At 66.8% G+C, this 14,616-nt stretch carries 15 protein-coding genes; 7 read left to right on the top strand and 8 right to left on the bottom strand.

Annotation, left to right across the window (positions count from 1 at the left end; genetic code table 11):
- Positions 1–29: 29 nt before the first annotated feature.
- From WS69_RS11115 to WS69_RS11095, 7 genes are all read left to right on the top strand, one after another.
- Positions 30–728 (top strand): YggS family pyridoxal phosphate-dependent enzyme, encoded by a 699-nt coding sequence (locus WS69_RS11115; RefSeq protein WP_059470818.1) that lies wholly within the window; start codon positions 30–32, stop codon positions 726–728.
- A 27-nt stretch (positions 729–755) separates the two neighbouring features.
- The gene (proC, locus tag WS69_RS11110; protein WP_059470817.1) at positions 756–1,568 is read left to right on the top strand and encodes a pyrroline-5-carboxylate reductase; all 813 of its coding nucleotides are present in this window, start codon (positions 756–758) and stop codon (positions 1,566–1,568) included.
- A 159-nt stretch (positions 1,569–1,727) separates the two neighbouring features.
- The gene (locus WS69_RS33185) at positions 1,728–1,874 is read left to right on the top strand and encodes a hypothetical protein (RefSeq protein ID WP_156438058.1); all 147 of its coding nucleotides are present in this window, start codon (positions 1,728–1,730) and stop codon (positions 1,872–1,874) included.
- Between the two features lie 346 nt (positions 1,875–2,220).
- Positions 2,221–2,850, top strand: coding sequence for an autoinducer binding domain-containing protein (locus WS69_RS11105; protein WP_231747111.1), 630 nt, complete (start codon positions 2,221–2,223; stop codon positions 2,848–2,850).
- 9 nt (positions 2,851–2,859) lie between these two features.
- Positions 2,860–2,979, top strand: coding sequence for a helix-turn-helix transcriptional regulator (locus WS69_RS34635; protein ID WP_269434741.1), 120 nt, complete (start codon positions 2,860–2,862; stop codon positions 2,977–2,979).
- Positions 2,980–3,103: 124 nt separating this feature from the next.
- Positions 3,104–3,931, top strand: coding sequence for a DMT family transporter (locus WS69_RS11100; RefSeq protein ID WP_059470901.1), 828 nt, complete (start codon positions 3,104–3,106; stop codon positions 3,929–3,931).
- A 13-nt stretch (positions 3,932–3,944) separates the two neighbouring features.
- Positions 3,945–4,919 (top strand): NAD(P)-dependent oxidoreductase, encoded by a 975-nt coding sequence (locus tag WS69_RS11095; protein WP_059470816.1) that lies wholly within the window; start codon positions 3,945–3,947, stop codon positions 4,917–4,919.
- A 425-nt stretch (positions 4,920–5,344) separates the two neighbouring features.
- Here WS69_RS11095 and ubiA read toward each other — a convergent pair whose 3' ends face one another.
- From ubiA to recG, 8 genes are all read right to left on the bottom strand, one after another.
- A complete protein-coding gene (ubiA, locus tag WS69_RS11090) occupies positions 5,345–6,208 on the bottom strand; it encodes a 4-hydroxybenzoate octaprenyltransferase (protein ID WP_059470815.1) in 864 nt (287 codons plus the stop codon).
- A 302-nt stretch (positions 6,209–6,510) separates the two neighbouring features.
- A complete protein-coding gene (locus WS69_RS11085; RefSeq protein ID WP_059470814.1) occupies positions 6,511–6,972 on the bottom strand; it encodes a winged helix-turn-helix transcriptional regulator in 462 nt (153 codons plus the stop codon).
- A gap of 273 nt (positions 6,973–7,245) precedes the next feature.
- A complete protein-coding gene (gene dpsA, locus WS69_RS11080) occupies positions 7,246–7,734 on the bottom strand; it encodes a non-specific DNA-binding protein DpsA (protein ID WP_059470900.1) in 489 nt (162 codons plus the stop codon).
- A gap of 184 nt (positions 7,735–7,918) precedes the next feature.
- Positions 7,919–8,083 carry a hypothetical protein gene (locus WS69_RS34085; RefSeq protein WP_082716107.1) on the bottom strand — a complete coding sequence of 55 codons (165 nt, stop codon included), beginning with the start codon at positions 8,081–8,083 and terminating at the stop codon, positions 7,919–7,921.
- Positions 8,084–8,187: 104 nt separating this feature from the next.
- Complete coding sequence (katG, locus tag WS69_RS11075; protein WP_059470813.1) at positions 8,188–10,374, bottom strand: catalase/peroxidase HPI; 2,187 nt, start codon at positions 10,372–10,374, stop codon at positions 8,188–8,190.
- 153 nt (positions 10,375–10,527) lie between these two features.
- Positions 10,528–10,665, bottom strand: a complete 138-nt coding sequence (locus WS69_RS34080; RefSeq protein WP_197419239.1) for a hypothetical protein — start codon at positions 10,663–10,665, stop codon at positions 10,528–10,530.
- A gap of 192 nt (positions 10,666–10,857) precedes the next feature.
- A complete protein-coding gene (locus tag WS69_RS11065; RefSeq protein WP_059470811.1) occupies positions 10,858–11,817 on the bottom strand; it encodes a hydrogen peroxide-inducible genes activator in 960 nt (319 codons plus the stop codon).
- Positions 11,818–11,952: 135 nt separating this feature from the next.
- Positions 11,953–14,532, bottom strand: coding sequence for an ATP-dependent DNA helicase RecG (recG, locus tag WS69_RS11060; RefSeq protein ID WP_059470810.1), 2,580 nt, complete (start codon positions 14,530–14,532; stop codon positions 11,953–11,955).
- Between the last annotated feature and the right edge of the window lie 84 nt (positions 14,533–14,616).

Raw genomic sequence — 14,616 nt, 5'->3', positions numbered from 1 at the left:
CGCACGCCCCACGTTTCGTCCGTCCCGACATGTCCGATCTCGCCGCCCGCCTCGCCTCCGTTCATCACCGCATCGAAGACGCCGCGCGCGCGGCCGGACGCGAGCCGCGCGCAGTCACGCTGCTCGCGGTGTCGAAGACGTTTCCCGCCGACGCGGTGCGCGCCGCGCATGCGGCCGGCCAGCGCGCGTTCGGCGAGAACTATGTGCAGGAGGCGATCGACAAGATCGATTCGCTCGCCGATCTGCGCACCGAGCTCGAATGGCATTTCATCGGTCCGCTGCAGTCGAACAAGACGCGGGCCGTCGCCGAGCGCTTCGACTGGGTGCACACGATCGACCGGCTGAAGATCGCGCAGCGCTTGTCCGAGCAGCGGCCCGCGCACCTGCCGCCTCTCGATGTCTGCGTGCAGGTGAACATCAGCGGCGAGGCGTCGAAGAGCGGCGCCGCGCCCGCGGACGCCGCCGAGCTCGCACGCGCGGTCGCCGCGCTGCCCGCGCTGCGGCTGCGCGGATTGATGACGATTCCCGAGCCGGCGCACGACCCCGATGCGAAGCGCGCGCCGCATCGCGCGCTGCATGCGCTCCTCGAACGACTGCGCGCCGACGGGCTCGCGCTCGACACGCTGTCGATGGGCATGTCGGACGATCTCGAGGCCGCCGTCGCCGAAGGCGCGACGATCGTCCGGATCGGCGCCGCGATCTTTGGCCCGCGCGACTATTCCCACTGAACCGTCACTTCTCCAAACGACCTCATCATGAAAATCGCATTCATCGGCGGCGGCAACATGGCAGCCGCGTTGATCGGCGGACTCGTCAAGCGCGGCGTTCCGGCAGGCAGCCTGCTCGCCGTCGACGTCAACGAAGATGCGCGCAAGCGTGCGGAAGCGCAGTTCGGCGTGCGCACGGCCGCCGCGATCGACAGCGCGCTCGCCGGCTACGACGCGATCGTGCTCGCCGTGAAGCCGCAGGTGCTGAAGGACGTCGCGGCCGCGCTCGCGCCGCATCTGTCGACGCAGCTCGTCGTCAGCATCGCGGCCGGGATTCGCGGCGCCGACCTGTCGCGCTGGCTCGGCGGCTACCCGCGCGTCGTGCGCACGATGCCGAACACGCCGGCGCTCGTCGGCCTCGGCGTGACCGGCCTCTCGGCGCTGCCGGACGTCGACGCGGCGGGCCGCGATCTCGCGTCGAAGGTGCTTGGCGCGGTCGGCGAGGCCGTCTGGTTCGACGACGAATCGCAGCTCGACGCCGTCACCGCGATCTCGGGCAGCGGCCCCGCATACGTGTTCTATTTCATCGAGGCGCTGCAGGAAGCGGCGCGCCAGCTCGGGATGAACGACGAGCAAGGCCGCGCGCTCGCGGTCGCGACGTTCGCGGGCGCCGCGCAGCTCGCGGTGCGGTCGGGCGAGCCAGCGAGCGTGCTGCGCGAGCGCGTGACGTCGAAGGGCGGCACGACGGCGGCTGCGCTCGCGTCGTTCGACGCACAGGGCGTGAAGGAAGCGATCGTGCGCGGCGTGCTCGCCGCGCAGGCGCGCGCGAAGGAAATGGGCGACGAGCTCGGCGCGGCGTAATCGGTGGTTCGTCGAGCTCGGGCGCGATCTACTCCGTCCGAGCTCGACCGGCGGGCGATGTCCCCGCCTTTTTCGGACGGCAAGCCCTCGGTTCGATAACGGGCGCACCGGTTCCCGCTCGCGTAACGCTTGCGATAAGCGCTCGACGCTTCCTCCTCGGTGTCTCCACTTTCCGCTTTGCTCCTGACGCGCCGGCAACGCCATACGCCTCGCGGCACCGAGCATCGTGCGGCCGTGCTGATCCTGCAGTCGATCTCGGACGCCGATCCGTCGTCACGCCGCACGCCGCCGCGCTACATGACATGACGCGCTGCCTCGCGATGTCACGCTGCTTACAGCGCCGGTAGCTCACCGCGCATCGCGACGCATCCGGAATCCGCATACTGTCTCGACGCGATTGCCCCGCAATTGCCCATCCTGCACGCGCGCGTCGACGGCTGCCGCAGCGCAACCGCGTACAGCCGGTTCCGCCACGCGTCGCGCACGCTCACAGTCGATATCGCGCATCGATTTCGCGGAAATCGGCCCGGGGTTATTCGGGTTTTCGGCAGAATTAAAATATTAATTGTCGACAATATTCGACAAATATCTTCATCAATAAACACAATCCACCTGCAAGCAATTCATTTTAAATTGAATTTTTTCCAATAAATTGTCAGCCAGAATATTCACGGGAGGCGTTACGGATCACAATCAAACACTAAATATCCTCTATCAAACATCGTCCGCGAGAACGGAACGCGACACCCATGACATCCTGTCCAGAATCACGGCAAAACTCGGCTTCGATTACTTCTTTTACGGAACGTATTCCGACATCGACAGACAGGAAAGTCCGGTCAAGACGATCTCGAATTACCCGACGGCCTGGCAAGAAAAGTACAAGTCATCCGAATACATCCGAGCCGATTCGATCGTGCAGCACTGCGGGCACTGCCTGATTCCGCTGCGGTGGCACGACGGCATCCGCCACTCCCGCGAACAGCGGAACTTCATGGAAGACGCTCTCGGTCACGGGCTCGTCGCGGGCGCGAATTTTCCGGTGCATTCGAGGCATGGCGAGGCCGGCATATTGAGTCTCGCGTCGCGCTCGGCCGGCGGAACGACGAGCCTGTCCGCGAAACATGCGCCGACGACCTTCGCGCAAAGAGCGCTCGCCGCTGCTTTCGTTCGCGAAGACATGGAGCGCATTTCGAACCGGCCGGACCATGAGCCGGCCGCGCCATTGACCCATCGCAAATTCGAATGTCTGAAATGGATCGCCGCCGGAAAATCGAGCTAGGAAATCGCAATGATACCCGGCATATCGGAGAACGGCGTGCTTTATCACATGAAGAAATTGATGGCGAAATTCGATGTTCAATCGAGGCATCTCGCCGTATTGAAAGCGATGGCCTCCGGTGTGGTGTAAATGAATTTCGACGATCGGCCGATTTCCGCCGAAAGCCCTATATCGGCAGGCCATTTGACTGAGCAGACAATCATCAATTAGAGTGAGGCGATCCCTCTCGTTGCCCCAATATCGGATCGGCGAAATGATCAGCTATGTCGGTGGATTGGTGTTGCTGGCAGCAGTGCTGCACGCGTCATGGAATGCGATTCTGCACAGCAACCGGGATCGCTTCCTGTCGATGACGTGGATGAGCATCGGAATCGCCGCCGTCGCGATCGTCTTCGTCGCGTTCCTGCCCGCTCCCGCCGCTCCGTCCTGGCCGTACATCGTCGCTTCGGGGTTCGTCCACATCGGCTACAACCTGAGCCTCGTCTATGCGTATCGGCACGGCGATCTCGGCGAGGCTTATCCGATCGCCCGCGGTTCGTCCCCGCTCCTCGTCACGCTCGGCGCGGCGCTCTTCGCCGGCGAGCGTCTCGGCACGCTTCACGTGATCGGCATCGCACTGGTTTCGGTCGGGATCATCAGTCTCGCGTGGCAGCGCAGCAAGGTGTCGTACGCGAACGCCGCAGCGGCGCTGCTGACGGGCGTCACGATCGCGCTATACACCGTCATTGACGGCATCGGCGTGCGCCTGTCCGGCGATTCGACCTCATATGTCGCGTTGACTTTCGTGTTCTATGCGTTGATGCCCGTCGTGTTCGTGATGAACCGGGGCTGGAGCGCGCTGAGGGCGCCCAGGATCGACATCGGCTCGTCGGTCGCCGGCGGGATCGTGTCGATCGTCGCGTACGGCATCGTCGTGTGGGCGATGCAATTCGGCGCGATGGGCGCGGTGTCCGCGATCCGGGAAACGAGCGTCGTGTTCGCCGTGCTGATCGGCCGGATCTTCCTGAACGAACAGGTTACCGCGAAGCGATTTGTATCCTGCATCGTGATCGCGACCGGTGCGATTTGCATTAGCGCTTGAGATTGCGCGCACGATGAAAGCCGATCAATCTCCTGGCATCCTGGCGACGCACCGCACGCCCGACGCCACGCTCGATGTCATTCGACGCGAGTTCCCGGGCCCGGTCGATCTCTCGGGCCCGCATGCAACCCTCCGCGGCGCCGGGCATGCGAAGGTCCTGCTGACCGTCGGCCGGATCGGCGCCACCCGGGACGCGACGACGCGGCTGCCGAACCTGTCTTTGATCTGCTGCTGCGGCTCGGGATTCGGACGTGTCGATCTCGCCGCCGCGCGCGATCGCGGCATTGTCGTCGCCCACTGCCCTGACGCCAATGCGCCGGCAGTCGCGAAATTCGCGATCTGCCTGCTGTTGGCATGCGTGCGACAGCTTCCCGATCTGCATCGATTCGTCGCCGGCGGGAACTGGGGAGTCGCGCGCCCGATCCCGTTCGCCGGCGGACGCGGCCTTGCCGGCGCATGCGTCGGCGTCGTCGGTTTCGGTGCGATCGGACGACGGATATCATCGCGACTCGTCGCGATGGAAGCGCAAGTCGGCTACACCGCATTGCGGGCGAAGCCCGAGTCGGAGCTCCCGTTCTTTTCCACCGCGCTCGACCTCGCGCAATGGGCCGATCATCTCGTCGTCGCGTGTCGGGCGGACGAGCGCAACCGCGGCCTCGTCGTCCGTGACGTCATCGATGTGATCGGGCCGGCCGGGGCCACCGTCAACATCGCCCGCGGCTCGCTCGTCGACGAAGCCGCGCTGATCGGCGCGCTGTCCGAACAAAGACTCGGCTGGGCCGGGCTCGACGTATTCGCCGACGAGCCGAACGTCGCCGAAGGCTTGCGGCGCCTGCCGAACGTCACCCTCACGCCGCACGTTGCGGCGGAGACGCAAGAACCCCAGCATGCGGTCGCGAGGATGGCGCTCGAGAACGTCAGGCCGCATGTTGCCGGGGTGCCGGTGCCCTACCCGGTTCGATCGATCGCGGAACGCACGCGAAACTGAAGCGGATATTGCGCCATGCGCCGATGGATTCGCTCGAACGAAGGGGACCGGGCGATGCGGATGCCGGGCGAGGTCATCGCCGATCCTTGAGGCCGCGCGTATGCCGTTAAAGCGATTCTCATGGATCGCGAAGACGCAGATGCGGCATTGGACTCGAGCCTGGTCTCGGTCTCGGATGCGGATGGGAGGTGTCAGGAATTGCGTGTGCTGAGGCCGGTTAAAAATCTCAGTTGACGGCGGCAGTGAACTGCTCGCCGAACAGGATGGCGAACTGATCGACAGCTTCCTTCAGATTCGCAATCACCCTCGACACCCTTGCCGTTCGGCTAACACTTCCCCTTGCCGGGCGCATCCAAAAAAGAAAGCGGCCCAACAGAGCCGCTTTCGGACCCGTGCCGCACGGGCAAGCGCCCGCCGACGCGAGCCTACAGCACAGTCAGCGCGTAGTGCGCGACGATCCCCGCGAACAGCGCGCCGCCAAGCCAATTGTTGTGCTTGAACGCGGCGAAGCACGCCATCCGCTCGCGGTCCTTGATCAGCGTGTAGTGATAGATCGAGCAGCCGACCGCGGCCACCCAGCCCGCCCAGTACGGCCAGCCGAAATGCAGCGTCGCGCCGACCCACACGTAGATGCCGAGCATCGCCGCGTAGCAGAGCATGATCGCGAGCACGTCGTGGCGACCGAACGTGATCGCCGACGTGCGCATGCCGATCTTCAGGTCGTCGTCGCGATCGACCATCGCGTACGCGGTGTCGTACGCGACCGACCAGCAGACGTTCGCCACCAGCATCATCCATGCGATCGTCGGCACCGTATCCTGCACGGCCGCGAACGCCATCGGGATCCCAAAGCCGAACGCGATGCCAAGGTACGCCTGCGGAATCGCGAAGAAGCGCTTCATGAACGGATAGGTCGCCGCGACGAACACCGCGACGACCGATAATTCCTTCGTCAGCGTATTGAGCGGCAGGATCAGCAGGAACGACACGAGCGCGAGACCGACGGCAATCGCGATTGCCTCCCACGCGCGGATCTTGCCCGACGTGAGCGGCCGGTCGGCGGTGCGCTTCACGTGGCGGTCGAAATCGCGGTCCGCGTAGTCATTGATCGCGCAACCGGCCGAGCGCATCAGCAGCGTGCCGAGCGCGAAAATGACGACGAGCGACGGCGCCGGATGGCCGTCGGACGCGATCCACAGCGCGTTCAGCGTCGGCCAGAGCAGCAGCAGGCTGCCGATCGGCTTGTCCATCCGGATCAGCCGCAAATAGAGAGGGAAACGGGCGAGCATCGGGGCGAACGGGCGGGCGCCCGGAAACGTAACCCCGGCATTGTAGAACCGCACGGGATTTGCGGCAAAAATGCAAGCCTTGCGATTTTGCCCCTTTTTTGCGTTCCTTTGCGCGCTGCTCGCCGGCCCCATTCGAAATGCAGGCGGCGCAAACACGTCCGCGCCGGCGGATCACTTCGTCGTTTCGTCGTTTCGTCGTTTCGTCGTTTCGTCGTTTCGGCGTTTCGTCGTTTCGGCGTTTCGGCAGCCAGCGCCTCGACCACGACGCCGACAGCGCCGCCCCATCCAGCCCCGCGCGAAAGCTACTGCTCGCCGCCCGAACCGAGTTTGTCGACGACCGCATCCTCCGGCCGCAGCACGCGGCCGCCATGCGTGCGCGGCGCCATCGCGGCCACCGGCCGGCCGCTGCGCCGCTCGACGAGGCGCAAATGACGCTCGCCCGCCGCGAACAGTTGCGACTCGCCCCACTGCCGCAGCGCGACGACGACCGGAAAGAGCGCGCGCCCCTTGTCGGTCAGCACGTACTCCTGGTACGTGGAGCCGTCGGACGCGGGCGCCGCCGCGAGCACGCCCGAATCGACGAGCGTCTTCAGACGGTCGGCGAGCATGTTGCGCGCGATGCCAAGGTTGCGCTGGAATACGGTGAAACGGCGCACGCCGTCAAACGCGTCGCGCACGATGAGGAGCGACCAGCGATCGCCGATCGCGTCCACCGCGCGCGCGACGGGGCAGTCGTCGGCGCTCATGTCTCTACGTCGGGCCATGGCTTGCGGGAATCGGGAAAGTCTTGAAGTGCGGCGCCGAGCCGCGCGCATTGCAGACGATGAGTTGCATTCTAAAACCGTCGACGCGGCTCGCCAATCGCCGCGCGAACGTCGGGCCACGACGCGTTCTCGCGCGTGCCAGTCCCGAATCCGGCGCGCCGCTCATGCGAAAGAGCCTCCCGCGGCCGGGCCGCGAGAGGCTCTCATCGAGTCGATCGGGATCGAAATCGGGATTCGGGCCGGCTCGGCGCCGGCCTCCCGAGCACGCGCCGCTCAGGCGAGCAGCGAGCGCAGCATCCACGCGGTCTTCTCGTGCGTCTGCAGCCGCTGCGTCAGCAGATCGGCGGTCGGCTCGTCGCTGGCCGCGTCGGCGTCCGGGAAGATCGTCCGCGCAGTGCGCACGACGGCCTCGTGCCCCTCGACGAGCTGTCGGATCATGTCCTCGGCGGCCGGCACGCCGTCCGCCTCGGGAATCGACGACAGCTTCGCGAATTCGCGATACGTGCCCGGCGCGACGACGCCGAGCGTGCGGATGCGCTCCGCGACGAGATCGACGGCGAGCCATAGCTCGTTGTACTGCTCCTCGAACATCAGGTGCAGCGTGTTGAACATCGGGCCCGTCACGTTCCAGTGGAAGTTGTGCGTCTTCAGGTACAGCGTGTACGTGTCGGCGAGCAGACGGGACAACCCTTCCGCGATCTTCTTGCGATCCTTGTCGCTGATGCCGATGTTGATTTGAGTTGCGTTGCTTTTCTTGGCCATCCTCGAGACTCCTTGTCCGATGGTTCGAACCGGCGAAAATGCATCGAAAAATCCGCATGCCGAATGCGACATGCGCGTTTGCGACATGCGCGTTTGCGACGTGCGCGTTTGCGACATGCGCGTTCGGGCCGCACAAGTTTAGCTTAGATCGCGATCGGGCAATTTGCGCGAATCGGATGAGCGCTCAACCGCCCGCGACAGCCACGATGTGATGCGCGGCCTGAGCGATCAGCACGGCCGCGCCGCCGCCCGCGATCGCGAAGCCGACCAGCCGCCGCAACGCGACGGCGCGCGCGCGCCTGGCCGGCGCAGCGAGCGCCACGCGCACGTCGAGCACCATTTGCGTCATGACCGTCACTCCTTGAAACGATATCGGCGGCCCGGAGGGAGACGGCCGGTCCTGCGACCGGCCGTCTTCCGTTCCGTTGCCGCGTCAGCGGCACGATGCCGCGATCACGCGAGATCGAAGCGGTCGAGGTTCATCACCTTGTTCCAGACCGCGACGAAGTCGCGCACGAACTTCTCCTGCGCGTCCGCGCTGCCGTAGACCTCGGCCAGCGCGCGCAACTGCGAGTTCGAGCCGAACACGAGGTCGACGCGCGTGCCCGTCCACTTGACCTGCCCCGTTGCGCGGTCGCGCCCTTCGAACACGTCGTTCGCGGCCGACACGGGCTTCCACTCCGTGCCCATGTCGAGCAGGTTCGCGAAGAAGTCGTTGGTCAGCGCTCCCGGACGCGCGGTGAACACGCCGTGCTTCGCATCCCCGACGTTCGCGCCCAGCACGCGCAGGCCGCCCAGCAGCACCGTCATCTCCGGCGCGGTCAGCGTCAGCAACTGCGCCTTGTCGACCAGCAGCACCTCGGCCGGAATCGTGAACTTGCCCTTCAGGTAGTTGCGGAAACCGTCCGCAACCGGCTCGAGCACGGCCATCGCTTCGACGTCGGTCTGCTCCTGCAACGCATCCATGCGGCCCGGCGCGAACGGCACCGTCACCGCGTGGCCCGCGTTCTTCGCAGCCTGCTCGACGCCAGCCGCACCGGCCAGCACGATCAGGTCGGCGAGCGACACCTTCTTGCCGCCCGTCTGCGCATCGTTGAACGCGCTGCGGATGCCTTCGAGCGTCTCGAGCACCGTCGCGAGCCGCGCGGGCTGGTTCGCTTCCCAGTCCTTCTGCGGCGCGAGGCGAATGCGCGCGCCGTTCGCGCCGCCGCGCTTGTCGGAACCGCGGAACGTCGACGCCGACGCCCATGCCGTCGACACCAGTTGCGACACGGACAGCCCCGACGCGAGAATCTTGCCCTTCAGCGCGGCGACGTCGGCGTCGTCGATCAGCTTGTGGTCGACGGCCGGAATCGGGTCCTGCCACAGCAGTTCCTCGGCCGGCACTTCCGGGCCGAGATAGCGCGCGCGCGGCCCCATGTCGCGGTGCGTCAGCTTGAACCATGCGCGCGCGAACGCGTCGGCGAACTGGTCGGGGTTCTCGTAGAAGCGGCGCGAGATCTTCTCGTACGCAGGATCGAAGCGCAGCGACAGATCGGTCGTCAGCATCGTCGGCAAACGCTTCTTCGACGGATCGAACGGATCGGGAATCACCGCGTCGGCGCCCTTCGCGACCCATTGGTGCGCGCCGGCCGGACTCTTCGTCAGCTCCCATTCGTAGCCGAACAGATTCGCGAAGAAGCCGTTGCTCCACTGCGTCGGCGTGGTCGTCCACACGACTTCCAGCCCGCTCGTGATCGCATCCGCGCCCTTGCCCGAGCCGAAACGGCTCTTCCAGCCGAGGCCCTGCTCGTCGAGCCCGGCCGCTTCAGGCTCGGGACCGACGAGCGACGCGTCGCCCGCGCCGTGAGTCTTGCCGAACGTGTGCCCGCCCGCGATCAGCGCGACCGTTTCTTCGTCGTTCATCGCCATCCGCGCGAACGTCTCGCGAATGTCGCGCGCGGCGGCGACCGGATCGGGGTTGCCGTCCGGACCTTCGGGGTTCACGTAGATCAGGCCCATCTGCACGGCGGCGAGCGGGCTCTCGAGGTCGCGGTCGCCCGAGTAGCGGCTGTTCGGGCCGCCGCTCAGCTCCAGCCAGATCTTTTCCGAGCCCCAGTAGACGTCCTCGGGCTCCCACGTGTCCGCACGGCCGCCGGCAAAGCCGAAGGTCTTGAAGCCCATCGATTCCAGCGCGACGTTGCCGGTCAGGATCAGCAGGTCGGCCCACGAAATGTTGCGGCCGTACTTCTGCTTGATCGGCCATAGCAGCCGGCGCGCCTTGTCGAGGTTCGCGTTGTCGGGCCAACTGTTGAGCGGCGCGAAGCGCTGCTGACCTTCGCCCGCGCCGCCGCGGCCGTCGGCCGTGCGGTACGTGCCCGCGCTGTGCCACGCCATGCGGATGAACAAGCCGCCATAGTGGCCGAAGTCGGCCGGCCACCAGTCCTGCGACGTGGTCATCAGCGCATGGAGATCCTTCTTCACGGCCGCGAGGTCCAGCTTCTCGAACGCTTCCGCGTAGTCGAAATCCTTGTCCATCGGATCGGACAGGGACGAGTGCTGATGCAGGATCTTCAGGTCCAGTTGATTGGGCCACCAGTCCTGGTTCGACGTGCCGCTGCCCGCGGTGTGATGGAACGGGCACTTCGCTTCATTCGACATGCGATTTCTCCTTTGTTCGGGTACGCCCACGCGGCCCGGCGTCGAAGCCGGACACCGTTCGTGGAGCGTCATTGCGGGGCAAAAAACAGGTTGATCCCTCCTGCGTACGACGCGGCGAATGGTTCGGAAACGCGAGCCGGCATGCGGCGGCGCTCAGCCGCCATATGCGCGGTCCGCCAGGTAAGCGAACGCAATCGGACACAGGCTCCGGATGGCAGCCCTGGCACGATTGACGACCGTCATGCGCGGCGCGATGTTCCGCCGCGCGCGCTGCAATGCCGATTGCATCATGACATCCTCCTTTGACGCTTGCGCTAACCGTGCGGACCAGCAGGCGGCGCCGCGCCGATCCATGCTGAGGATTCTATATAGCACTATAGAAAATTAAAATTTAATAAATTTTATCTATTCTATAGGTAAAAATAAACGGAGCCGCAAGGCCCCGTTCATGCGCGGCGTACGACCGGTCGCACGCGCTGCGCTTCAATTCACCGTCGCCGGGATGTCGAGCTTCGATACGCCGGGCAGCTCGCACGCGGTGATCGCCTCGCTGATTGCGTCGATCGCCGGCATCCGCGTGAAGCTCTTGCGCCAGACGAGCACGACACGCCGATCCGGCACCGGGTCCTCGAACGGCACGTACGACAGCAGTTCGGCATCCGGGCCGTTCGCATGCGGCCCCACTTCGGCGACCGACATTCGCGGCAGCACCGTGATCCCGACGCCGCTCGCGACCATATGGCGGATCGTCTCGAGCGACGAACCCTCGAAAGTCTTCTGGATCCCGTCCGCGGTCTGCGAGAAGTGCATCAGTTCGGGGCACACGCCGAGCACGTGATCGCGGAAGCAATGGCCGTTGCCCAGCAACAGCATCGTCTCCTGCTTCAGGTCGGTCGCGTCGATCTTGCGGCGCGCCTCCCACGGGTGCCCGGCCGGCAGCGCGACGACGAACGGCTCGTCGTACAGCGGCCGCACCATCAGGCCCGTTTCGGGAAACGGCAGCGCCATGATCGCCGCGTCGATCTCGCCCTGCTTCAGCAATTCGAGCAGCTTGAGCGTGTAGTTCTCCTGCAGCATCAGCGGCATCTGCGGCACCCGGCGGATCATCTGCTTGACGAGCGTCGGCAGCAAATAGGGGCCGATCGTATAGATCACGCCGAGCCGGAACGGCCCGATGAGCGGGTCCTTGCCCTGCTTCGCGATCTCCTTGATCGCGAACGTCTGCTCGAGCACGCGCTGTGCCTGCGTGACGATCTGGTCGCCGATCGGCGTCACGCTCACCTCGCTCGCGCCGCGCTCGAAGATCTGCACGTTCAGCTCGTCTTCCAGCTTCTTGATCGCCACCGACAGCGTCGGCTGGCTGACAAAGCAGGCCTCGGCCGCCCGGCCGAAATGGCGTTCGCGCGCGACCGCGACGATGTACTTCAGTTCAGTAAGCGTCATTGCAGGTTAATCAATCATTTCATGACGATAGATTAAATTTATACACCGGTTGGGCCGATTCGCCAACCTTCGTCGACAAGATCTCCACTGTTGCGCCGCGCAACGAACGCCGCTCGAAAGCCGCTCGCCGCGTGCTCAGGCCTTCAGGTACTGCTCGCGCGCGCCGAGCCAGCGCGCGAGGTGCTGCGCGACGACGTCCGGGTAGCCGGCGAAGAGGCGCGCGGCCGCCTCCCGCGCCGGCTCGATCAGCCAGCCGTCGTTCTCGAGATCCGCGAAGCGCAGCATCGCCGCGCCCGACTGGCGCGCGCCGAGGAACTCGCCGGGGCCGCGGATCTCCAGGTCGCGGCGCGCGATCTCGAAGCCGTCGGTCGTCTCGCGCATCGTCTTCAGGCGTGCGCGGCCCGCGATCGACAACGGTCCGCTGTACATCAGCACGCACACCGACGCGGCGGTACCGCGCCCGACCCGCCCGCGCAGCTGGTGCAACTGCGCGAGCCCGAAGCGCTCCGCATGCTCGATCACCATCAGCGACGCGTTCGGCACGTCGACGCCGACTTCGATCACCGTCGTCGCGACGAGCAATTGCACGTCGTTGCGCGAGAACGCGTCCATCACCGCGGCCTTCTCCGCAGGCGCGAGCCGGCCGTGCACGAGTCCGACCTTCAGCTCCGGCAGCGCGGCGGCGAGCGTCTCGTAAGTCTCGACGGCTGTCTGGAGCTGCAGCGTCTCGCTTTCCTCGATGAGCGGGCATACCCAGTACACCTGGCGGCCCGCGAGCGCCGCCTCGCGCACGCGGCCGATCACCTCGTCGCGCCGCGCGTCGGCTACGAGCCGCGTCAGGATCGGCGTGCGGCCGGGCGGCAGCTCGTCGATCGTCGATACGTCGAGGTCCGCGTAGTACGTCATCGCGAGCGTGCGCGGGATCGGCGTCGCCGACATCATCAGCTGGTGCGGCTGGAAGCCCGCCGCGCCGTCGGCCGCGTTCGCCGCCTTCGCGCGCAGCGCGAGCCGCTGCTCGACGCCGAAGCGGTGCTGCTCGTCGACGATCACGAGCCCGAGCCGCGCGAACTCGACCGTGTCCTGGATCATCGCGTGCGTGCCGATCACGAGCCGCGCGGTGCCGAGCGCGGCCGCCTCGAGCGCCGCGCGCTTCTCCTTCGCCTTCAGGCTCCCGGCGAGCCACGCGACCGACACGCCGAGCGGCTCGAGCCAGCCGCGCAGCTTGCGCGCGTGCTGCTCGGCGAGGATTTCGGTCGGCGCCATCAGCGCGGCCTGGTAGCCGGCGTCGATCGCCTGCGCGGCGGCGAGCGCTGCGACGACCGTCTTGCCGCTGCCGACATCGCCTTGCAGCAGGCGCTGCATCGGGTGCGGCTGCGTGAGATCGCGCGCGATCTCGGCGACGACGCGCTCCTGCGCGGCCGTCAGCCGGAACGGCAGCGCCGCGTAGAGGCGCGCCGACAACGACGCGCCGTCGTCGCGCGCGCGGCGCGGCATCGCGGGCGCGGCGCGCGTGCGGCGCTCTTCGTGCGCGCGCTTGAGCGACAGCTGCTGCGCGAGCAGCTCGTCGAACTTGATTCGCGTCCACGCCGGGTGCGTGCCGTCGATGAGGGCCGTCTCGTCCGCGCCGACGCCGGGGTGATGAAGGAGGCGCACCGCGTCGGCGAGCGGCGGCACGTCGAGCGGCGCCAGATACGCGCGCGCGACTTCGGGCGGCAGCAGCTCGGGCAGCGGCGTGCGCGTGAGCGCGTTGTCGATCGCCTTGCGCAGATACGCCTGCGACACGCCCGCCGTGCTCGGATAAACGGGTGTCAGCGCCTGCGGCAGCGGCGCGTCCGCTTCGACGACCTTGACCGTCGGATGCACCATCTCCAGGCCGAAGAAGCCGCCGCGGACGTCGCCGCGCACGCGCAGCCGCTGACCGACCGCCATCTGCTTGACCTGCGAGCCGTAGAAGTTCAGGAAGCGAAGCACGAGTTCGGCGTCCGATTCGTCGCGCAGCTTCACGAGCAATTGGCGGCGCGGGCGATAGGCGATCTCGTTGTCGAACACGACGCCTTCCGTCTGCGCGATCTCGCCCGGCAGAAGCTCGCGGACCGGCGTGAGCGTCGTTTCGTCCTCGTAGCGCATCGGCAGATGCAGCACGAGGTCGATGTCGCCCGTGAGGCCGAGCTTCGCGAGCTTGTCGGCGGTCTTGACGGGCTTCGGTGCGGTCTTTGCGCCGGCCGCGTCGGCGGAGGATTTCGATGTGGATTTCGCCGCGCGCGTCGCAGGCTTCGCCGTTGCGGCCGGCGCGTCGTCGCGATCGGCCTGTGCCGCCTGTGCCGCCTGCGCGGCGGCCGGCACGACACGGCCGTCGGCCGTGCGGCCGCGCGGCGAGGCCGCACGCGGCCGCGATCGCGCGCCGACGGCGGCGTCGAATTCGGCCGGGGCCGCCGCGCGCGGCGCCTGCGCCACATCGGCCGCATCAGCCGCATCAGCCGCATCGCGCACGCCGTCGGCTCGCGCGGCGTCCGCCCCGCTCGACGCCCGACGACTGCCGCCCGACGCCCGCCCACCTCGCGCGGCCCCCGCGCCCTGCGCATCGCGCGTTTCACTCGCGCCCGCGCTCGTCCCGTCCCGCGCCGCGCCGCGCACGGCGGCGCCCGGCGCGGCGTCTTCGGCGAAGGCGTCGGCTTCGACTGGATCGGCAACGGAATGGCGAACGGGCACTGGCATCGGGTAGAAGGCTAGCAAGTACAATAGCGGCTTTCACGCCGCACGAACGAGCGACGCCGGCAAGCCGCGCAACCCCGCCATCAT

It is taken from the genome of Burkholderia sp. BDU5 (genome assembly GCF_001522845.1).
In the GTDB taxonomy this organism is placed as follows: domain Bacteria; phylum Pseudomonadota; class Gammaproteobacteria; order Burkholderiales; family Burkholderiaceae; genus Burkholderia; species Burkholderia mayonis.
Note: the sequence above shows the minus strand (reverse complement) of the source record. Positions and strands in the feature narration are given on the sequence as shown.

What these genes read in the sequence shown, in the direction of transcription:
- WS69_RS34085 (WP_082716107.1), bottom strand. Translation starts at nt 8,083, where the DNA reads ATGACGCAAATGGTGCTCGACGTGCGCGTGGCGCTCGCTGCGCCGGCC.
- dpsA (WP_059470900.1), bottom strand. Translation starts at nt 7,734, where the DNA reads ATGGCCAAGAAAAGCAACGCAACTCAAATCAACATCGGCATCAGCGAC.
- WS69_RS34635 (WP_269434741.1), top strand. Translation starts at nt 2,860, where the DNA reads ATGATACCCGGCATATCGGAGAACGGCGTGCTTTATCACATGAAGAAA.
- WS69_RS11065 (WP_059470811.1), bottom strand. Translation starts at nt 11,817, where the DNA reads ATGACGCTTACTGAACTGAAGTACATCGTCGCGGTCGCGCGCGAACGC.
- katG (WP_059470813.1), bottom strand. Translation starts at nt 10,374, where the DNA reads ATGTCGAATGAAGCGAAGTGCCCGTTCCATCACACCGCGGGCAGCGGC.
- WS69_RS11095 (WP_059470816.1), top strand. Translation starts at nt 3,945, where the DNA reads ATGAAAGCCGATCAATCTCCTGGCATCCTGGCGACGCACCGCACGCCC.
- recG (WP_059470810.1), bottom strand. Translation starts at nt 14,532, where the DNA reads ATGCCAGTGCCCGTTCGCCATTCCGTTGCCGATCCAGTCGAAGCCGAC.
- ubiA (WP_059470815.1), bottom strand. Translation starts at nt 6,208, where the DNA reads ATGCTCGCCCGTTTCCCTCTCTATTTGCGGCTGATCCGGATGGACAAG.
- WS69_RS11085 (WP_059470814.1), bottom strand. Translation starts at nt 6,972, where the DNA reads ATGGCCCGACGTAGAGACATGAGCGCCGACGACTGCCCCGTCGCGCGC.
- WS69_RS11115 (WP_059470818.1), top strand. Translation starts at nt 30, where the DNA reads ATGTCCGATCTCGCCGCCCGCCTCGCCTCCGTTCATCACCGCATCGAA.
- WS69_RS34080 (WP_197419239.1), bottom strand. Translation starts at nt 10,665, where the DNA reads ATGATGCAATCGGCATTGCAGCGCGCGCGGCGGAACATCGCGCCGCGC.
- proC (WP_059470817.1), top strand. Translation starts at nt 756, where the DNA reads ATGAAAATCGCATTCATCGGCGGCGGCAACATGGCAGCCGCGTTGATC.
- WS69_RS11100 (WP_059470901.1), top strand. Translation starts at nt 3,104, where the DNA reads ATGATCAGCTATGTCGGTGGATTGGTGTTGCTGGCAGCAGTGCTGCAC.